Genomic DNA, 20,260 nt, shown 5'->3' with positions numbered 1-20,260 from the left:
CGGACCGGCTCAAGCATGGCTTGAAGCTGTGTCCGTAACTTGCGGGTGACCAACATGTTGGCCGGCTGCACGCGGTTGCCCGCGCGGGAAACTTCGAGAACCAAATCTCAAAGAACTGTCTTCAGAGTAGGCAACCCCAGCGGGGAAGTCAACTCTGCTGGATTAGATGCCGCAGACGGGCGCGGGATTCGGAGGCGCCGAACTTGAAAACTGTGGCGGCAGTGCTGACGAAGGGGAAGACCTGTATCCCACATCTGCGGACTGCGCGCAGATGTGGGAGGCAGGCGGAAATGGACTTATTTCTCAGGTGCGGCGGGAGCCGAGTTCAGCTTGTCCTTCCAGATGACGATCTGGTCACGGGAGGCGGCGGCGTCCTGCGCGTTAGGCTCCAGTTCCAGATAGCGCTGCATCATGTCGATGGCCTGATCGTAGTAGTGCAGCTCGGCGGCGATGAGCGCGCCGTTAAAGTATCCCTGTGGCCACACCGGAGCCAGTTGCACGGCCTTCTCGTAGTGCGCCAGCGCATTTTCCAGTTGTTTCTCCTTGACGGCGTTTTCCGCCAGTAGGCGCTGTTCGCGGGCGGCTTCCGGCAGGGCGGGCTTCGCGGCCAGCGCGCGATAGGCCGCCGCCTGCTCGCGGAATTGCTGCTCACGCGCCGGGCTGGTCCGGGCGTGGTCGGAGAGGATGTTCAGCAGGGCTGCAAGCTTCTCGCATTCTGGGTCCTTGACTCCCGTAAGGCGTGACTGCCGATCCTCCACACGCACGGGTTTCACTTCCGCGTCGTTGCCGTCGCGCAGCTCGCAATAGGCATAGTGGTGGTGCGTGCGAAAGATGGGCGCAGTCTTCAGGTCAAGCGCGGCGTGGCGAATCTGCTTATTATTGGAACAATTCGCGCCAGCATTCCCGCGGATGTCGAACTCGACGGACTCGTTGGTGATGAGAATGCTCTCGCGGGGAATGCTGGAGCACCGGAGTCCACTGTCGCTCGCAAACACCCTCCCCGAGTCCAGCAGATCGACAAGGCCATGCCGAGCCTGCCATGCGGTCATCGATTCCGCTGCGGATGGCGTGGACTGCGCGAAGCACGTGGGCACGAACAGCATGATCAGGACTGCCGCAACAATCGGGATTCTCCACGTTGCGTTCATCGGTTCTCCTTGGTGCAGGCGCGGGGCAAACCCGCCAAGCAGCGCCGGTTCAAGCGCCAGGCAGCCGTGCACAAAGACTGATAGGTATGAATCTTTGAAACGCTAGCGCCGCAAGCCCCGTGAAGGAAAGAAAATTCTGTCGCAGGCAAGCGCGCCGGTAACTCTGCATTCTGCTGGTGGCGTTGTTTTGCTAAGCTGGTGGCACAGTGCCTAACGAGAGTACAAACCGCGCGGGGCAGCACGCGGAGGCGCAGAACTCTGCGCCGGAGATGTTTGCTCCGTCGCAGGAGCTTCCGGCGCATCCGGTGTCACTCGCCCTTCCACGTCCGCCTGAGGGCAGTGGCCTGCTGCCTTACACCCAGAATGACGATGGCGGAATCGAACTGGTGCGGGAGGTTCGCCCCGGGTACGAGCGCTGGCGGCAGATGGTGGCTGGGCGCGGCGTGATGGTGCGTGGCTGCGCGTTGCTGGCAGCGGCGCTGCTGGTTACCTCCGGCGTGCTGTGGCTTTGCGCCGGCGAGGTGAAGCCGGAGGAGCAATACGCCACGTTGCGCACGCTGCTCTACGTGCTGTTTGGCGCCGAGCTGCTGTGCGTGAACCTGCTGCGCGACCATGTTGGCAGCCTGAGCCAGGGCTGGATGACGGCCACGCTCTTTCTTTACGCAGCCTTCAATGGACTGAGCTTCACGGTCTTTGTGCTGGTTCTGCCGCCGGGCGCGCTGGCCTACGCCTTCCTTGTGGCGGGCGTGAGCTTTGGCGCCCTGGCGCTCTACGGCGGGCTGGCGCGTCAGGATCTGGGGCGCCCGGTGAACGTGATGCTGCTGTTTGCCGTGGCGCTGGGCGCGATGCTGATCTTCCGTTGGACGTGGGGTGTCGGTGCGTGGCATCAGGCGGCCGCTTCGGTCTGTGTTGGCGGTTTCGGCATCCTTTACGCGCACCACCTGCCGGAGTTCGAGGGACTTTGGCTGGAAGTGGGCGAGGACGGGCCGGGCCGCGAGTGGAAGGCCGGCGTGCTGAGCGCCCTGCTGCTTTATCTCGACTTCATCAATATCTACCTGGTTTTGATGCTGGTTCTGGGCGGCCTGCGCCGGGTACAGGACTGGGAAGACTGATTGTTACAATCATCTAAACGCTTTTAGAAGCGGCGTTTATCGTCCCCATAAAAACTTTGAATTTCACTTATCCGCCGGGTTGCGCGAATATCTTTTCAACGCAAGGGTACAGCGAAGCAAGTGACTGGGTGAGGACGCTACTTCGCAGATGTATCTGACGCAGGAAACGGTGACAAGTTTTTTCGCGGGCGCAACTGCGAGCAGGTGACCAGTGAGGGGCTGGTCACCTTTTTTTATTTCCCCACCGTTTTGGCGGCAAGCCGAGCCGCCTTTCCGCAAAGCTCTGAACAACTCCGCCGGGCACTTCGCCCGCTACTGCAACGAAATTGCAATCTCAATCACGCCGGTGCCGCTCTCGAGCGGCTGCAGGGCGCGTCCGACGATGGCTCCCGTGAGGCGGCTGCGGTCGGTGGCGCGCATCACGTGACCGGGCGTGCCGGAGGTGACCAGCAGGTCGCCACGCCGGATGGGGCCGTTCTCCGCCGAGGCCTTGCAGGGAACAATGCCCACCATGGCGACCGGAACGCTGCCGGTGTCGGGAATGGTTAACGGCGCTGCCAGGACGCCGGGCCGTGTAGCGTGTACGCCAAACAGGTTGGTGGCGTAGGGCTGGCTGGAGCGGCGCACGCGGCGGTCGCGGTCGCCATCGATCACCAGCACGTCACCGGGCGCAAAGACTTCGTCGGGTGCCGCCTCAACCTGCTCGGCAAAGTCGGCTCCCGTGGTGTGCACCGTGCCGTTCATGTAGATGTTGCCGGAGGTGTCCACGCGGAAGACCTTGCCGCTCGAGTTGCTGGCCACCAGTACGTTGCCGGAGGCGGCGGTGTTGGTGAACTGTCCGCCCGTGCCGCTGGCGGAGTCTGTCCGCCCGAGTATGCCGATGGCGTTACCGGAGGTGGCGCTGGCATAGCCGGCCACGCCCACACCGGTCGTGCTCTGCGCCGTGCCATAGACACCGAAAGTCGTGCCCAAGGCTTGCGTGGTGTTGGAGACGCCATAGACGCCGGTGGCACTGCTGGTGCCGCTGGTTTCGCCAAAGACTCCGTAGGCGCTGCCGCTGGTGGCGGTGGCCTGCCCGTGCACGCCGTAGCCCTGCGTGCTGCGCGAGATGCCGAGCACGCCGTTGTTGAGACTGGACGTGGCCTGCGCGTCGCCCACCACGCCGGAGCCAAGCGTGGCGGCCGAGCGCGCGACGATGGCGCTGCCCGAGCCGCTGCCGCTGGAAACCTGCGCCAGCAGGGCCGTTCCATCGGGGCTTGCAGTGCTGGACGAGATGCCGAGCGCGGGGCCGGTGGTGGCGGTGTTGCTGGCCGTGATGACCGGAACCGCTGTGCTGGCGAGGGTGAACGTCTGCTGGCCAGTGAAGGTGTTGTTGGCCGCCAGACTCACGCCAGTCAGGTTCACGTCCGCACCGAGCTTGGCCAGGGTCACGCTGCCGTCCGCCAGTTTTGCCGTGGTGATGCCGCTGGGCGCAACGCTGAGCGCGAGGGTGCCCGTGCCGGAAGTGAGCGCCAATGAGCTATCGGCAGCGCTGAGTGCCGGAGCGGCCGTCGATTGCGTGGTGCCGTCGGTGAACAGGAGGCGACCGCTGGAGGAGAGGCGCAGGTCTCCGGCAACGTCGAGTTTGGCCGAGGGCGAGGCGTTGCCGATGCCGATCATGCCGTTGTACTCGACCACGATGGAATCGAGCAGGGCTGTGGGGGAGGCAAACTTGGCCAGTGCATTCGCGGTGCCGGCGGTGCTCGCAGCCGGTTGAAGCTGTACCAACGGCGGAAGAATGCTGCGCGGCATCTGGCGTATGCCGGAGTTGAGCGCAAGCAAAGGCGTGGGAGTGAAGCGCACAGGCGGGCGCACGGGTGTCTGTTGTGCAAAGCCCATGCATCCCAATGCCGCAAAGGAGATCAGCACGGTCGGCATCAATCGCATGCGTTATCTGCCCGTCGGGAGAACGTGGGTGCTGCGTTTTCGTGGGGGTTCCCGAACGAGACATTCTGGCCAAGGTTTCCCATTTGTGAAATGAATTCTTAGAGAAGTGCAAGATTCTGGGTACCAAAATGAAAATCAATGGTTTATCAGGCTGGCATGGCCGTTCTGAGGGGCAAAATGTGCGGTACTCCATCCAGTGCCAGGCCGGCGAGAAGTTGTGTGGGGCCGGTGAGCCTTTGCCATGCCTCGTGGCGGTGTCTGCTGCTTCTGTTAACCCTGTCTGTGGCGGTGGCGGCGCAGGAGCGGAGCACAGCTGCCGACGCCTCGTTGCCGGACACTCCGGCAGCTGCGAACGCTGACGGCGCGAACAGCAGTACCTCCGCACCGGAATCAAAGATCGTCCAGCACTTTCTCTCCGACCAGAAGTCCATCTGGAGTTCCCCCTTCCGGTTGACTCGCGCACAGAGCTTCTGGGTGCTTCCGATGGCGGGCGCAACGGCCGGTATGATCGCCGCCGATGGTGACATCAACCGCTCCATCGGGTCGTCGTCAAGCTACGTGCGGAATGCGCGCCACCTCTCCGATGCCGGAACCTATGGTCTGCTTGGCGCGGGCGCGCTGCTGTGGGGATCGGGGCTGATAGGGGGCAACGCCCACGCCCGCGAGACCGGCGTGCTGACCGTCGAGGCCGCGGCCAACAGCTACGTTGTCGATCTGGCCCTGCAACTGGCCACCGGGCGGTCGCGCCCCAATGCGGGGTCGCACGCGCAACAATTCTGGCGGGGCGACCGGGCATTTCCCTCCAACCACTCGGCACTGGCGTGGTCAACGGCTGCGGTGATCGCGCATGAGTATCCGAAGCCGTGGGTGGAGGTGCTGAGTTACGGCACGGCGGCGAGCGTGACCGTGGGGCGTGTTCTGGCGCGCGAGCATTCGGCCTCGGACGTGTTTGTGGGCGCCGTCTCAGGCTATCTCATCGGAAGACAGGTCTATCGTGCGCACCACAATCCCCGGGACGAAGCGCGGTACGGCACCTTTCTGCGTACGCTGGAGGAGGAATCTTCGGCGCGCAGCATCGCATCGCCCTATGTGGAGATGGACTCTCCTGCCTACGGCATGGCCGAGCGCTTGATCGCCTCCGGGGCCGCGCAGACGGAGATCCTGGGTCTTCGTCCGTGGACGCGCATGGCATTTGTCCGCCTGCTGCTCGACGCCGAAGAGCGCATAGAGGAGCCGCAGTTCGACGGGGTTCGGGCCGAGTACGATGCCCTGCGATCCGAGTTCGCCGCCGAGTGGGACGAGAACACCGCCGGGCGCGGAGGCACACGGCTGTCGCTCGATAGCCTTTACACGCGCTATATGCAGATTGCCGGGAAGCCGCTGCGCGACGGTTATCACTTTGGGCAGTCGCTCTACAACGACGCGGGGCGGCCCTATTGGACCGGCGCCAACCTGGTGACGGGCTTCAGCGTAACGGCGACCAGCGGTGCATGGGTCTACCACGCACGCGGCGAATACCAGCACGCGCCCGCCGTACCAGCGCTTGGCTCCTCCACCATGCAGACGCTTGCAACGGTCGATTCACTTGCTGCGGGGCAGGTGGCGCTTACGCCTTATGGCAGCGCGCAGGCCGATCGCTTCCATCTGCTGGAGGCTTATGCCGGCGTGCAGTGGGGAAAGACTTTCCTCTCGCTCGGCAAGCACGAACTGTGGTGGGGGCCGGGGGAATCCGGCGCCTTTCTGGCCAGCACCAACGCACAGCCGTTTTACGCGCTGCGGGTGCAGGCCTCCGATCCACTGGAATTGCCGGGCGTGTTGCACTTTCTGGGGCGCGTGCGCTGGGAGATGTTCTTTGGCCAGTTGAGCGGCCACCGCTATCCGGCGGCGCCGCTGCTGCACGGTGAAAAGATCAGCCTTGCGCTCACACCAAACCTGGAACTGAGCTTTTCCCGGACCGTGCTGTTTGCGGGCGCGGGGCGTCCGCTGACCATGCGGCGGCTGCTGAAGTCCTACTTTAGCTTTGGCAGCGGAAGCCATGATGTTGCTGGGACTCCGCAGGACCCAGGCGACCGGCGCGGCGGCTTCGACTTCCGCTACCGCCTGCCGTGGATGCGCGACCGTGTGACGCTCTATGGAGACTTCTTTACCGACGATGATCCGTCGCCGCTCTCTGCGCCACGCCGCGCGGCCATGATGCCGGGTATCTACGTTGCGCGGCTGCCTGGGCTGCCCAAGCTCGATTTGCGGGTGGAGGCACCGGTGACGGCGCAGGCTGCGGTCGACCATGTGCCGGGCGGGTTCTTCTACATCAACTCGGGTTACCACGATGGCTACACGAACGGAGGTGACTTGATCGGCTCGTGGATTGGACGGGACTCCAAAGGACTGTTTGCCGAAAGCTCCTGGCACTTTGCGCCCCATCACACGCTGGCAACGCGCTGGCGCAATATGAAGCTCGACAGCAAATTCATACCCGGCGGAGGCACCATTCACGACGTGCGGGTAAGTTATGAGCGCGGCCTTGGCAGTGGCCTGAGCGTGGCGCCGTTCGTGCAGTGGGAGCAATGGTGGATCCCGCTGCTCAACCCGGAGCGGCAGTCGAACGTGACCGGAGCGCTTCTGCTGACGTGGCACCCAACGTGGCGCTGGCCATAGCGGCGGTCAATGTCCAGGCCGACTGACAGCGTGTCCGTCCCCAAAGTGCAGGCAAAAGGAAACCGCCGGGAGACCGGCGGTTTCTTGTGCTCTGCGTGACTCTGTAAGGCGGCTAGCCGACCAGCGCGCCGAGGTTCTGCTTGTACCACTCGATGGTGCGGCGCAGTCCGTCGGGAAAACTGACCTGCGGCTCGTAGCCGAAGGCCTCGCGGGCGCGCGTAATGTCTGCCAGCGAGTGCTTGACGTCGCCCGGGCGGTCGGGGCCGTGCGCAGCCTCCTGCTGGAAGCCGGTCAGCTTCTGCATCTCGCGGTAGACCTGGTTGATGGTGATGCGTTCGCCAAGAGCGATGTTGAATACCTTGCCGCTGACCTTTTCGGCGGGAGCGGCCATCGCCAGCAGGTTGGCGTGCACCACGTTGTCGATATAGGTGAAGTCGCGGCTCTGCTCGCCGTCGCCATTGATGGTGGGGCGTTCCCCTTGCAGCATCAGGCGCGTGAACAGCGCCAGCACGCCGGAATACTGCGAATTCGGGTCCTGGTGCGGACCAAAGACGTTGAAGTAGCGGATGGTGACCGTCTCTATGCCATAAACCGCGGTGTAAGCCTGCAGGTAGTACTCGCCGGTGAGCTTGGAGACGGCGTAGGGCGAGATCGGCGCGGGCAGCATGTCCTCGCGCTTGGGCAGGGCCGGATTGCTGCCATAGGCAGAAGACGAACCGGCGTAGACCACGCGCTTCACTCCGGCGTCTTTGGCGGCGGTCAGCAACTGCACGGTGCCATCCACGTTGGCGTGGTTGGATTCAACCGGGTCCTTGACCGAGCGGGGCACCGAGGGAATGGCCGCCTCGTGGAAGATGTAATCCACGTCCTTGCAGGCGCGGGCGCAGGCTTCCGCGTCGGTAATGTCGGCTTCCAGAAATTCCATGGCTTCGAGGCCGATGAGATTTTCACGCTTTCCGGTGGCAAAGTTGTCGATGCCCCGCACATGGTCTCCGCGCTTGAGCAGTGCGCGTGCGATGGACGAACCGATGAACCCTGCAACTCCCGTAACCAGATACCGCGACATTCTTCCTCCGATGGAAATGTTCCGCCTTCCATCATAACAACGCGTGGCGGCGCGTGCTGCCACGCCGCGTTCCGAGGCCTACCCGTAGGGATAGAAGATGTAGAACAGCAGCGAGAGCGCGGTGAGCACCCACAGCCCGGCGCGCACCTCGCGTCCGCGGCCCGCCACCAGCTTGCAGAGAGGGTAGAGCACAAAGCCGGCGGTCATGCCGAAGGCGATGTTGTAGGTGAAGCACATGAGCGTGACCACGGCGAAAGCCGGGATGGACTCGGTGAAATCCGCAAAATTGATGCGCGTGATCGGCTCCAGCATGAATAGGCCGACCAGGATGAGTGCGGGCGAGTAAGCCTGCGCGGGCACGGCCGTCACGAACGGCGCAAAGAACAACGCGGCGGCAAAGCAGAGGGCCACCACCAGCGTGGTCAGTCCGGTGCGGCCGCCCGCTTCGATGCCGGTGGCCGACTCGATGAAGGCTCCCGAGGTGCTGGTGCCGATGGCGGGCGAGAAGGTCGTGGCGAGGGCGTCCACCAGCATGGGGCGCTCAATCTGAGGCAGGTTGCCGTTCTCGTCGAGCAGCTTGGCGCGCGCGGAGAGGCCGATCAACGTGCCCATGGTATCGACAAAGGCCATGATGAAGATGGTGAGTGCGACGGGGAAGGCCTTCATGGAGAGCGCGCCACGGATATCAAGCTGCCAGAGCAGGGGCGAGAGGCTGGGCGGCATGCTGACGAACGAGGTGGGCGGAGCAGCAACCTTTGCGACAAAGGCCACCACGCTTGTAATGAGAATACCCAGAAGCAGCGCGCCCGGAACCTTGCGGATGATGAGCACCGCCATCAGCACCACGCCGAACAGGGCCACCAGCACGGGCGCGGAGGTCAGCGCGCCACTGCGCACGGGCGCTCCCGGCACGCCGAGCACGACGATGCCGGCGTCGGAGAGTCCGACGAAGGTGAGGAACAGCCCGATGCCGACACCGAAGCTGTAGCGCAGCGAAGTCGGCACGGCATCCACGATCCACGAGCGCACCTTGAGCACCGTGAGCACGATGAACACGACTCCGGCCAGGAAGATGGCGCCCAGCGCGGTCTGCCACTTCAAGCCCAGCACGCCGCAGACGGTGAAGGCGATGAAGGCGTTCTCACCCATGTAGGGCGCAATGGCAAAGGGCCGGTTGGCGTAGAAGGCCATCAGCAGGCAGCCAAAGACCGCGGCCAGAATGGTGGCTACCATCGACGGCCCGGCAGGAATGCCCGCCGCCTTCAGGATCGCCGGGTTGACGACGATGATGTAGGACATGGTGGTAAAGGTGGTCAGTCCGGCCAGCACTTCACGGCGCACGGTGGTCCCATGTTCGGGGAGCTTGAAGAAGGATTGCAGGGTCACTAGGGCGGCCTCGGTTCGGAGTTCCTGCCCGAAGGTTAGAAGTTTCGGCTCGCGGATTCAATAGGCGAACGCGAGGCAAGTTCGAAAATCGCCGCCGCGCCGGCGCACCTGTGTTCCGGCGAGCGTTATCGCGAGGCTGCTGCCTGCTGCAGGCCCATCTGCGCGCCGTGGCTTTGCGGGAAGAGTTGCAGTTCGCGCTGGAATTCTAGGGTTGCTCCAGCCTTGTCACCCTTGGAGAGCAGTGCGGCACCGAGCGCCAGATGCACGCCTTGTTCGTTGGGGCCTGCCTTGGCCGCCTCCCTGGCCGCGTGCTCGGCTTCGTCAATCTTTCCGAGACGCAGCTTGACGCTGGCGAGGTGGAGCCATTGCTTGCAGCCTGGCGCTGCTTGCACGGTCAGGGTGAAGTAATGCTCGGCCGTCCGGTCATCGCGGGTTTCCCAGGCAGCACGCCCCCGGTTGAAGAGCGCATCGGGATTGCCGGGGCTGAGGGCCAGCGCATGCTCCACCACGGGAATGCCGCGCGCGTAGTCGTGCTCACTGAGCAGGGCCGCGCCGAGATTATTCAGGGCGGGAACGCAGTTCGGCGCAAATTGCAGTGCGTGTGAAAACAGGCTGACGTCGTTCTTCCAGAAGGTCTGCGCCACAAGCGTGTTTACCGAGGCAAGCAGAACGAGCAGCATGCAGATGGCGGGAGTGCGCAGCGCGTTGGCGGCTTCTTCCGCTCGCGGCAGCCGGCTCACAAGCGCGGACACCAGCAACACGGTCAGGATGCAGAGCCCCACGGATGGCGCATAAAGAAAGCGGTCATGCACCACTTCGTAGGCGCCAAACAGCTTCAGGTACATGGCGGGAGCCAGCAGCAGCACTGTCCATAGCGCCAGCAGAACAATGAGCCTGCCATTGGAGGAGCGGCGTGCCCACAAAACCGCTGCTGTGAAGACTGCTGCAAGAATCACCAGCGGCAAGAGGAAGGCCGTGCTCCGCACCGTGGCGACAAAGCCGAAATCGTAAAAGACGCTCATGGTGCCGGGGAAGAGGAAGTGCTGAAGGTAGAAAAGCCCTGCGGCAGGGAGCGTGCGCAGCATGTCCGCTGTAGTGGCCGGGGTAAACGGGTGGGCGAAGCCGTGCAGGATGTGCGTGCGGACCGCCAGGTAGGCTGCGGCAGCCAGAAAGAGCGGGAGCGTGCCCCATACGGCGCGGGCGCGCGTCATGGTGTTTTCCGGCAGGGGCGCGAGCAGGGCGACTGCCAGCATCAACAGGGGCAGCATGATGGCGACTTCTTTGGAGAGCATGCTGGCCGCAGCCGCCATTACTGAGATTGCCACCCATACGGCGCGAGCGGTCTCCACCCAGCGGAGGAAAAGCAGAACGCTGGCCACCGCAAAGATCGTCAGCAAGAGGTCGCCAATGTCGGAAACCCAGGTGACAGCCTCCACGTGGACGGGATGCGAGGCAAATAGGAGCGCCGCCATCAATGCCAGCAAACGCGAACGCAGCAGACGTGCCGCCAGCCAGAAGACCAGCACCGTGCAGATGACGTGCAGAAGCACGCTGTGCAGGTGCCACGCCATCGCGGACTCGCCGAATGACTGTGTGAGCGCCCACTGCCACAGCAGGACCAGCGGCCTGTAGAAGTTCGAGCCGTGCGCGACGGCAAAATCGGTGGTGAAGAACTGTCCGAGCCGGCTGGCCGGGAACTGGACGTGAGCAGACGTACTCAGCACGCGATCGTCATAAACGAGATCGCAGAAGAGGCTGTAGGCGTAAACGACGAGGGTGTAGAGCGTGAGGAAGAGTTCAGGAAGTCCCCGGCGGGCGCAGACGCTTTCAACTTCTGCCGTATCCAATGGATTTTGCGTGCTATCAGACCCGATCACTGGGGCTCCGGAAAGATTCAGGATGGCTGCTAAATCGCATTGTAAAGGATAGATGCGGCGCGGGCGTGGCATGTCGCGGAGGATGAGAACAGAGTCGATGTACCCAGAGTGGGGCAGTCGGTGTTGACTCGATGCGCAATGAGGTGTGTTCCGTTATAATCAGTACGAAAGGACATGTACTGATGGACGCGTTGCTCTCGACCTGCCGTGTACCGGGCCCCGGCGGCGGCAACGCTCATCATTCGGTCTAGCTAGAGGTTCGTTCGCGGAAGTTTGTTGAATGGGCCGGGAGCCAAATTGATTCGGCAATTATCGGCAAGCGTTGTGATCTGCACCCGGAACCGGGCCTCCAGCCTCGCGAAGTGTCTTGCCTGCGTCGCCCAGCTCGATTATCCCGAATTTGAAGTGCTGGTGGTTGATAACGGCTCCAGCGATTCCACCGCAGAGGTGGCCCGCCAGCATGGCGCGCGCTACCTCTATGTTGCGCGCCCTGGAGTCAGCCACGCCCGGAATGCGGGGGTGCAGCACGCGCGCGGAGAGATTCTGGCGTTTCTCGACGACGATGCCGAGCCGGATCGCCAGTGGCTCAACGAACTCTGCCGTGTGTTTGAAGATCCGGAGATCATGGCCGCAGGCGGGCACGATCAGCCGTTTGATGTTGCACCGGTGCCGGCGCACCGGAAGGCAGTCATCGTCGGCCAACAGACGGCGGAGTGGTTTCCGATCGCAGCTTTCGGCGGCATCGGCGACGGCTGCAACATGGCTTTCCGGCGTTCGAGTTTCAATTACCTGCCGGGATTCGATGAGCGGCTGGGGCGCGGCGCAGCTATTCGCGGCGGCGAGGAGCACTTCAATTTCGTGCGCTTGGTGGCAATGGGGTATAAGTGCGCCCACGTTCCAGCGGCGGTGGTTTGGCATGGCAGCTCGGAGCAACACCTCGACGTGGGAGGGGAATCTGCCTCAGCGATTGCCTATGTGCTGCTGCTGTTGAAGGAGATGCCGCAGCAGCGCAGCCTGCTGCTGAGTCACCTGCTGCGTTCGCTGATGGGAGCGCGCCGCAGCTGGCGTGAGCACCGCGCGCAGGTTTCGCAGAAGGCTCAGAAGTTCTCTGCGGTTCGCAGGCTGCTTTCGCTGCCGAGGGGGATCCGTTTGTTTGCCGGGGCCTGCTCAAATGAGCAGCGCCGTGCGCCTTTGCTGATGGCCAGCTCAAAGCCCCGGTAACAGTTTCAGCCGTCCTGCGACGGTTTGCGAAGGCGGCGCATCCACTCTATCCAGAGCAGCGCGCGGTGCCATTGCAAGGCGCGCACGCCGACGGTGAAAGCCCAGTCAGGAGCCTTCAGCCCCATCTCTTCCACCAGCTCCCAGCATCCACTCAACATCTTCTGTGCCACTGGGGAGAGCGACTGCATCAGGCCGCGCATCGTGCGCTTCCACGGGGACTGCGCCGCATAGGCACGAAGCCTGGAATACGGCTCGAATGCCGGACAGGTGCGCAGCAGGTAGGCGTCGGAGTGAGCGAAGGCAATTTCCTCGTGCAGCAACTGCCGCGTGGTCTCAAGACAAAAGTGTTCGGCAACAGCCTGTGAAGCATAGCGGAAGGTTGCGCCCTCTGCCCGCAGACGCAGACAGAATTCCATGTCCTCGCGCTTAAGCCAGCGCGGATGTTCAAGGAACCCGCCGGCCTCAAGCAGCAGTTGCCGGGAGGCGGAAGTGTTGCTGAACGTCCAAGCGTCTGGTGGAACAGAGTTGTCCCGCTGCTCGCTCAGGCGTTTGTGCAACGCGCCGTATTCAGCCGCGAAGCAGCCGGTGACGAGCGACCGAGACTGTGCCGACGCCAGTTGGAGCGAGCCCATCACCACCAACTTGTTTGCCGAGTGCGCGGCTACATGCTTTTCCAGCAGGCGCGGAGAAGCGTGCACATCATCGTCGAGGAACAGTACCAACTCGCCCTGCGCGGCACGCAGGCCCGCGTTACGTGCGCCCGCGTGTCCCCGGTTCTCCTGCTCCAGCACGCGGAAGCCGCATGGGGCGGAAACGGAGCGCAGCGCGAACGCAGTGCCGTCCGTGCTGCCATCGACGACAACAAGGACTTCATATTCGGTTGGCGGTAACGATTGCGTAAACAGAGCAGGAAGATTCTGCAGCAGCAAATCCCGGCGATTGTAGGTTGGCACCACGACAGAGAGCTTCATTTGCTCTCCTTCATCGCTGCTCCAACGCCTGATTTGCTTGCCATTTGAGGCGATTATAGGAAGGCAGGCGAAGGGATAAGAGTTCTCTCCAGATAACGAAAAGTCGTTGGTAATGGGCCTTTGCGGTTACTTTTCTGCCATCAGAAAGTGCAGGTGAAAAATCCCCCGTAAATGACGGATGTAGGCCACGGAAAGTAACTGTTACCTTCGCTGTCTTGCGGAAGCCCGCAGTGCTCCACGACAATGGAAGAATCACCATGACCTCCCACGGCTCGCGCACCACCCTGCACAATTTCGCCTTCAGTGCCGCACGGCTGATCGTTAGCGCCGGCGGCGGTGTGGCGGTTTCCGTGCTGATGGCGCGATCGCTGGGTGCGGCGGCGATGGGCCGCTACAGCTTCACGGTCTGGGTGGCGGGGCTGGTGACGGGACTTTCTGCGCTGGGTCTGCCGGACACGATTGCGCGCTATGTGGCCGAGCACCGGGGGCTGGGGCAGTCCGAGGTTGCGGCGCAGATCGCGAGGCGCATCCTGCGCCTGCAATGGCTGGCCGCGCTGGGAATTGCGCTCCTTGTGTTGGCAGTCTGGTACGCATTGGAGCCATCGCAGGCAGTGGTGATCGCGCTGGCAATTGCTTCGGTTGCTCCTGCGGCGGCACAGCAGACGATGAGCGCGCTGATGGAAGGTGAGCAGCGCTTTGACCTGCAGATGGCGGTGTCGTTCGGTGGCGCCGTGCTGCAGGTGGTGTTGGTGGCGGCCTGCGCGTTGTGGCATCCGACGGTGGTGGCTTTTCTGGCCGTCAACTTGATCTCAACGCTGCTTTCTGCGGCCATCATGTGGAGCGCCTGCCGTCCCATGCTTTCCTCTGGTGCGGGCGCGCAAGCGGAGCTTCCTCCAGAGCTGACGCGGCGCATGCTGTCGTTCTCGCTCTCCGTTTATGGATTGTGGTTCCTGAACCTCGTTCTATGGGACAAGTCCGAAGTCTTCTTCCTGAGAATTTTCCGCACGTCCGAGGAGATTGCCTATTACAGCATTGCCTATGCGCTGGCGGCGCGGCTGGCCACCGCAGGCGACAGCATGGGCTACGTGCTGTTTCCGCAGTTTGTGACGCGCTATGCGCAGCAGGGCGACGAGGGGCTTGCGCAACTGGGAGGCCGCTGGCTGCGGCTGGTGCTGGTGGGCACCGTGCCTCTCAGCGTGTGGGGCGCGATTCTTGCAGGGCGCTTTGTGCGCCTGTTCTACGGAGCAGACTACGTGCCCATGATCCGGGTGGCGCAGTTGCTGCTGCTGGCCTTGGTGGCGAGTGGCGTCACCACGATCGGCTCCAACATGCTCTACGCGGCGGAGAGGCAGAAGCTGTTTCTGCGGGCGATGGCAGCGGTGACGGTGCTCAACCTTGCGCTGGACGTGTTGCTGATTCCAAGGCTGGGAGCAGTGGGGGCAGCGGCGGCAAATGATGCCGCAGTGGCATGCGCCTGCGCGGCGGTGCTGTGGCAGTTGCACCGGTGGTGCGCGGGCTGCGTTCCGGTGAAGGCGATGCTGAAGGTGGCGCTCGCCGGGACGTTTTCCGCTGTGCCGTTGGCGGCGTGTGAGAGGATGCAAGCAGGCTGGCTGGCGGTTGGCGTGGCGCTGGCTCTGGCAGCGGCGATCTACCTTTCCGGCCTGATGCTGTTGGGAGCCGCCAGTTGGAGCGAGTTGCGCAACGCACTCGGCAGGCAGGAAAGAGTTGCAGCGCCTTACGGAGACCAGGCATGAACCTGTTTCGAACATTGAAGTCGGTGGCAAAGCGCGTGGTCCCTGCCGGAACGCGTGGGTGGCTGCGCACCGAGCGGGTGCGCTTGCGCGAAGATCCTCCGTTTGGCGAGGTGGATTGGGGCGACCTGCGACGGGTCACGCCAATCCATGCCGGGTTTGACCGTGGGCGCGGGCTGTATGTGGACCGCTATTACATTGAACAGTTCCTTGCGTCGCATGCCGCGGAGATTCGCGGGCGCGTGCTGGAACTGGCCGACAACGAGTACACGATGAAGTTTGGCGGCGCGCGCGTTGTGCAGTCCGACGTGCTGGATGTGCGCGCGGGCTACGCGGCGGCAACGATTGTCGGCGACCTGACGACAGGCGAAAACATTCCCTCGGAAGCGTTCGACTGCGTCATCCTGACCCAGGCGCTGCATGTGATCTACGACGTGCGTGCGGCTCTCGGCACGGTGCGGCGCATCCTGAAGCCGGGCGGGTGCGTACTGGTGACGGCACCGGGCATCACGCCGATTGCGCCCAACGAATGGGAGTACTGCGGCGACTATTGGCGATTCACGCGGCTCTCAATGCGAAAGTTGTTCGAGGAGTTCTTTCCCGCTGAGTGTGTCGAGGTGGAGTCGCGCGGCAATGTGCTGGCGGCCACGGCGTTTCTGCAGGGGATTGCAGCCGAGGAATTGACGCCGCAGGAACTGGATGCGACTGATCCATATTACGAAGTGAGCGTGCTATGCCGGGCCGTGAAACCTGCGGCTGCGAAGGAGTGAGACTACGCACGCTCCCATGAAACTCTCCATTATCGTTACCACGTTGAACCGCCGCGACTCGCTGGAGCGCTGCCTGGCTTCGCTGGCCGCGCAGACGTTTGCCCCTGCGAACTACGAGATTGTGGTGGTGGCCGATGGCTGCACGGATTCGACCATCGAATTGTTGCGGGCGTTTCATCCGGCGTGCGGCTTCCAGTGGATGGAGCAGGAGAATCGTGGGCAGGCTGCGGCGATGAACGCGGGCGTGCGCATGGCCCGCGGTGAACTGGTGCTGTTTGTGGATGACGACTGCATCTGTGATCCGGGAGCGGTCGCTGCGCACGTGGCGGCGCACGAACCGGGGACGAAGCGGCTCGTGCTCGGCACGGTGCACATTCATCCAGAGACACCGCGTGGCCCGGAGAGCGAGAACGCGCGACGCTTCACCGAGGGGGAATTGCGGCGATTGCAAATTGAAGGGCCGCGCCGCCAGGACATGATGCTGTGCGCGGATAGCTCCATTGCGCGCGCGGCGGTGCTTGAGCATCCGTTTGACGAGAGCTTCACGCGGATTCACGACGTGGAGCAGGGCATAAGGCTGTGGAACGACGGCTATCGCCCGTACTTTGCGCCTGACGCAGTGCTCTATGAGCGCTACGTGAAGCGCGCGGAGGCCATCGCCCGCGATGCCTGGGACCTTGGGCGCTACACGGTGCGAGTGTGCGACCTGCATCCGGAGTTTCGGCCGTATAGCTCGCTGGCCAACCTGCGTGCGGGCTGGCCGTGGAAGCGCTGGCTCACGGTGTGGGCGGCGCGGAACATTGGCGTCTCGCGTGTGATGCTGCACGCGTTGTTCGCAACGGGGAATGCGCTGAGGTTTCTGACGCCCGGCATGTGGCTGGCGCGGCGTGCATTGAGCGCACGTGGTGTGGCGGAACATCTGGCCGGAGCGATGGATGCCGCCGGCGGATGGCAGCAGCTTCAGGCGGACTTTGGCCGACGCGTGACGGCCTTGATGTATCACAACGTGGGAACGCCTCGCGCGGGAGAATATCCGGGGCTGACCACGCCGGTTGCCGAGTTCGAGCGCCATCTGCGCTGGCTGCGCGCGCATGGCTACCAGGGCATCACGCCGTCGCAGTGGCTGGCGTGGCGCGACCGTGGCGAGCCGCTGCCGGAACGCGTGGTGATGCTGGTCTTTGACGATGCTTACCGCGAGGCCGCGCAGAACGCCTTTCCACTGCTGGAGCAATACGGCTTTCCGGCGGCGTGTATGGTGGTCACCTCAAGCGTCGGGCGCACAAATGCCTGGGACGAGCAGGCCGGGTTGCCGAGCTTTGAGATTATGTCGCGCGAGGAAATCCTCGAGTGGTCGCGGCGGGGCATTGAATTTGGTGGACACACCCTTACGCATCCAGAGTTGCGTGAGACCAGCCCGGAGCGCACCGAAGAAGAGATTGCTGGATGCCAGCGCGAGTTGAGCGAATTGCTCGGAAGGCCGCCCGCGTCCTTTGCCTATCCCTTCGGAGGTTTTACCGACGCGGCTCGCGCCAGCGCGGCACGCTGGTTCCTGATGGCTTTCAGCACGCTACGCGGGGCCATTCATCTTGGCAGCGATCCGCACCTGCTGCCGCGCGTCAGCTTCCTGCCCGGAGAGTCGGGCTTTGGCATGTGGTGCCGCCTGCGCTTTGCGCGCAACCTTTATGAGACACTGCGCGGACGCTGGCGTCGCCTGTGGCGTATAGACTAGAAGCCGAGGGAGATCGCCGCATTGTTTGCCCGCCGCACCAACTGGGATTTGCTGAAGAACCGCTACACGGAGGCCGTGGACTCGTTCAAGTCTTCTGGCCGCAGCCTGCTGGACCTGACCGCCTCGAACCCGACGGTCATCGGCCTCGAATACGAGGAGCAGACGATTCGCGCCGCGCTCACGCATCCGAACGGTCTGCGTTATGAGCCGGCATCGAAGGGCATTCTGCCCGCGCGCGAGGCCGTGGCTGGTTATTACGCGGGGCTGGGCGCGCCCATCGCCGCCGAAGACGTTGTGCTCACGGTCAGCACTTCGGAGGCCTACACCTACTGCTTCCGGCTGCTGTGCGACCCCGGAGACGAGGTGCTGGTGCCTGCGCCGAGCTATCCGCTCTTTGAGTTTCTGGCCGATTTGCAGGACGTGAAGCTGGTGCCGTATGAGCTGGTCTACGACCACGGCTGGCAGATTGAGTTTGAATCGCTGCGGCAGGCGATTACGCCGCGCTCGCGCGTGGTGATGGTGGTGCACCCGAACAACCCGACGGGCTCCTACATTAAGCCGTGGGAGATGGAGCGGCTGAACGCGCTCTGCCGCGAGCATGAACTGGCCATCGTTGCCGACGAGGTCTTCCTCGACTACAACCTGGAGCCGGACGAGGAGCGTGCGACCTTTGCGGCGAACAAGGATGCGCTGACCCTGACGCTCAGCGGTCTCTCGAAGATCTCCGCGCTGCCGCAAATCAAAGTGGCGTGGCTCTGCGTGACCGGGCCGGAAGAAATCGCGCGCGATGCCATGGCGCGGCTTGAAGTTATTGCCGACACCTATCTGTCGCCCAACGCGCCGGTGCAGTGGGCCATCCCAACGCTGCTCAAGACGCGGCAGCGCATTCAGCAGCAGCTTTCACAGCGCGTGCTTGGCAACCTTCTGGAGCTGGATGCACAGCTTTCGGCGCGTCCGGAGCTGGAGCGACAGCGCGTGGAGGGTGGGTGGTACGCCGTGCTGCGCGTGCCGGTCACACGCACGGACGAAGAGCTGACCATTGCGCTGCTGGAACACGAAGGTGTGCTTGTGCATCCGGGCATGTTCTTTGACTTTGCCAGGGACGGCTACCTGGTGCTCAGCCTCATCACCCCGCCGGAAGTGTTCCGCGAGGGTGTGCGAAGGATGCTGGAATTCCTGCGCGCCTGTTAGACTCAGGCCGAGCGAGGACCCCATGATTCACGAAGTGCTACCCGTCGGCGCGTTGCAGTGCAACTGCTCCATTGTGGGCGATGAGCAGTCGCACGAGGCGATGGTCATCGATCCCGGCGACAACATCACGGCCATCCTGCGGATTGTGCAGAAACACGGGCTGACGGTGAAGCAGATTGTCATTACCCATGCTCACATGGACCACATTGGCGGTGCCATGAAGCTGAAGCAGTTGACCGGCGCGCCGGTGCTGCTGAACCGCAATGATGCCATGCTGCTGAAGATGCTCGACAGGCAGGCGGCATGGCTCGGCATGGAGGCGCCCGGCAAGGTTGAGATCGATGCCGACCTCGCCGACGGCGACAAGCTCCACGTGGGCGGGCTGGAGGCCGAAGTGCTGCACACGCCCGGCCACACACACGGCTCCATCTGCCTGCTATTTGAGCCGCAGAAGACGCTCATTGCCGGAGACACGCTGTTCAACGGCTCCATTGGCCGCACCGACCTGCCGGGCGGAGACCCGCAGGCCATCCTGCGCTCCATCCATAACAAGCTGCTGCCGCTGGCGGATGAGACGCGGGTGATTGCCGGGCACGGCCCGGAGACGACCATCGGGGAAGAGCGCGAGTCGAACCCATTCCTGGGGTGAGGGCGGAGAACCGAAGGCTCCTCCGCTTTGTGCTTGCGGCACCCCGGCCGGAATGACAGATTGGAAACAAATAGAAAGGCCTCCCGCGTGGGAGGCCTTTTGCGTTGCTTGAAACTTGTTTACTTGCCAGGCTGTGCCGGGGCCGACTTCACAGGCACGGACTTGGTGCCGTCCAGCACGCTGCCGCCGGAGTTGGCGCTACGCGTGGCGAAGACCACCAGAGTGAACGAGGTGAGCATGAAGATAACGGCGGCCCAAGTGGTGGCCTTGCTCAGCGCGCTGGCAGCCGAACGGGGACCGAAAGCGGTCTGCGAACCGGCTCCGCCAAAGGTGGCGGCGATGTCGGCGCTCTTGCCGCTCTGCAGCAGGACGACCGCGATGAGGAACAGGCAAACCACTACGTGAATGAAGGTGACAATGCCGATGATAACCGGATGCATCGATGTTCCTTTCCGGCGGCGAACCCACGCCGGATGAATCTTTTGCCAGTTTGAGTTTGGAGAAACGATGGTGCGGAAGGCGGGACTTGAACCCGCATGCCTTGCGGCGCCACCCCCTCAAGATGGTGTGTCTGCCAATTCCACCACTTCCGCACAGTGCGCCTGTTGCTGCGCTGGCGGCTTGCGCCGCTCCCTGCCTGGGGTACTGCTGTCTGGTCTCCAAAGAACTCGTACTGAGGCAAGCTGATTATAGCAAAGGACTAAGCCAGTTCCTAGCGCATGGCCGATGTTTTTGCCTCCGTGCTGAGGAAAACTCCTTTTGCCGGAGTGGTGAAAGAGACTTCTGGCGGGGGAGACACCCACATCTG

Annotated in this window: 15 protein-coding genes and 1 tRNA gene; 8 read left to right on the top strand and 8 right to left on the bottom strand. The window is 63.3% G+C overall.

The window, feature by feature from the left end; genetic code table 11:
• Positions 1-296: 296 nt before the first annotated feature.
• Positions 297-1,148: a hypothetical protein gene (locus AC6IZO_RS05930; RefSeq protein WP_497808956.1), complete on the bottom strand. Its 852-nt coding sequence runs from the start codon at positions 1,146-1,148 to the stop codon at positions 297-299.
• A gap of 206 nt (positions 1,149-1,354) precedes the next feature.
• Between AC6IZO_RS05930 and AC6IZO_RS05925 the strand changes: the two genes are divergently transcribed.
• Positions 1,355-2,260 (top strand): Bax inhibitor-1 family protein, encoded by a 906-nt coding sequence (locus tag AC6IZO_RS05925; protein WP_497808954.1) that lies wholly within the window; start codon positions 1,355-1,357, stop codon positions 2,258-2,260.
• Between the two features lie 312 nt (positions 2,261-2,572).
• On the opposite strand, the gene AC6IZO_RS05920 is transcribed toward AC6IZO_RS05925, so the two are convergent.
• On the bottom strand, positions 2,573-4,186 hold the full coding sequence (locus tag AC6IZO_RS05920) for a hypothetical protein (RefSeq protein WP_497808952.1): 1,614 nt from the start codon (positions 4,184-4,186) through the stop codon (positions 2,573-2,575).
• Between the two features lie 450 nt (positions 4,187-4,636).
• Here AC6IZO_RS05920 and AC6IZO_RS05915 point away from each other — a divergent pair, with 450 nt between their 5' ends.
• Complete coding sequence (locus AC6IZO_RS05915; RefSeq protein ID WP_497808950.1) at positions 4,637-6,841, top strand: capsule assembly Wzi family protein; 2,205 nt, start codon at positions 4,637-4,639, stop codon at positions 6,839-6,841.
• A gap of 112 nt (positions 6,842-6,953) precedes the next feature.
• On the opposite strand, the gene AC6IZO_RS05910 is transcribed toward AC6IZO_RS05915, so the two are convergent.
• The 3 genes from AC6IZO_RS05910 to AC6IZO_RS05900 all read right to left on the bottom strand — a co-directional run bounded on the left by AC6IZO_RS05910 (position 6,954) and on the right by AC6IZO_RS05900 (position 11,140).
• Positions 6,954-7,907, bottom strand: coding sequence for an SDR family oxidoreductase (locus tag AC6IZO_RS05910; RefSeq protein WP_497808948.1), 954 nt, complete (start codon positions 7,905-7,907; stop codon positions 6,954-6,956).
• A gap of 78 nt (positions 7,908-7,985) precedes the next feature.
• Positions 7,986-9,293 carry an NCS2 family permease gene (locus AC6IZO_RS05905; protein WP_497808946.1) on the bottom strand — a complete coding sequence of 436 codons (1,308 nt, stop codon included), beginning with the start codon at positions 9,291-9,293 and terminating at the stop codon, positions 7,986-7,988.
• A 125-nt stretch (positions 9,294-9,418) separates the two neighbouring features.
• A complete protein-coding gene (locus AC6IZO_RS05900) occupies positions 9,419-11,140 on the bottom strand; it encodes a tetratricopeptide repeat protein (protein ID WP_497808944.1) in 1,722 nt (573 codons plus the stop codon).
• Between the two features lie 354 nt (positions 11,141-11,494).
• Between AC6IZO_RS05900 and AC6IZO_RS05895 the strand changes: the two genes are divergently transcribed.
• Complete coding sequence (locus AC6IZO_RS05895; protein WP_497808942.1) at positions 11,495-12,391, top strand: glycosyltransferase family 2 protein; 897 nt, start codon at positions 11,495-11,497, stop codon at positions 12,389-12,391.
• Positions 12,392-12,396: 5 nt separating this feature from the next.
• On the opposite strand, the gene AC6IZO_RS05890 is transcribed toward AC6IZO_RS05895, so the two are convergent.
• Positions 12,397-13,362, bottom strand: a complete 966-nt coding sequence (locus tag AC6IZO_RS05890; protein ID WP_497808940.1) for a glycosyltransferase family 2 protein — start codon at positions 13,360-13,362, stop codon at positions 12,397-12,399.
• A 257-nt stretch (positions 13,363-13,619) separates the two neighbouring features.
• Between AC6IZO_RS05890 and AC6IZO_RS05885 the strand changes: the two genes are divergently transcribed.
• From AC6IZO_RS05885 to AC6IZO_RS05865, 5 genes are read left to right on the top strand one after another with little or no spacing between them, the layout of a single operon-like run.
• Positions 13,620-15,116 carry an oligosaccharide flippase family protein gene (locus tag AC6IZO_RS05885; RefSeq protein ID WP_497808938.1) on the top strand — a complete coding sequence of 499 codons (1,497 nt, stop codon included), beginning with the start codon at positions 13,620-13,622 and terminating at the stop codon, positions 15,114-15,116.
• Positions 15,113-15,883 (top strand): class I SAM-dependent methyltransferase, encoded by a 771-nt coding sequence (locus AC6IZO_RS05880; RefSeq protein WP_497808936.1) that lies wholly within the window; start codon positions 15,113-15,115, stop codon positions 15,881-15,883. Before AC6IZO_RS05885 ends, AC6IZO_RS05880 begins: the two co-directional genes overlap by 4 nt.
• A 16-nt stretch (positions 15,884-15,899) precedes the next feature.
• A complete protein-coding gene (locus AC6IZO_RS05875; RefSeq protein ID WP_497808934.1) occupies positions 15,900-17,612 on the top strand; it encodes a glycosyltransferase in 1,713 nt (570 codons plus the stop codon).
• A gap of 21 nt (positions 17,613-17,633) precedes the next feature.
• On the top strand, positions 17,634-18,803 hold the full coding sequence (locus AC6IZO_RS05870; RefSeq protein WP_497808932.1) for a pyridoxal phosphate-dependent aminotransferase: 1,170 nt from the start codon (positions 17,634-17,636) through the stop codon (positions 18,801-18,803).
• Positions 18,804-18,825: 22 nt separating this feature from the next.
• A complete protein-coding gene (locus AC6IZO_RS05865; RefSeq protein WP_497808930.1) occupies positions 18,826-19,452 on the top strand; it encodes an MBL fold metallo-hydrolase in 627 nt (208 codons plus the stop codon).
• A gap of 119 nt (positions 19,453-19,571) precedes the next feature.
• On the opposite strand, the gene secG is transcribed toward AC6IZO_RS05865, so the two are convergent.
• Entirely contained in the window at positions 19,572-19,892 is a 321-nt protein-coding gene (gene secG / locus AC6IZO_RS05860) for a preprotein translocase subunit SecG (protein ID WP_497808928.1), read from the bottom strand.
• 68 nt (positions 19,893-19,960) lie between these two features.
• Positions 19,961-20,045, bottom strand: a tRNA-Leu gene (locus tag AC6IZO_RS05855).
• Positions 20,046-20,260: the final 215 nt, after the last annotated feature.

The sequence above is a fragment of the Oryzophilus luti genome (assembly GCF_059726245.1).
Note: the sequence above shows the minus strand (reverse complement) of the source record. Positions and strands in the feature narration are given on the sequence as shown.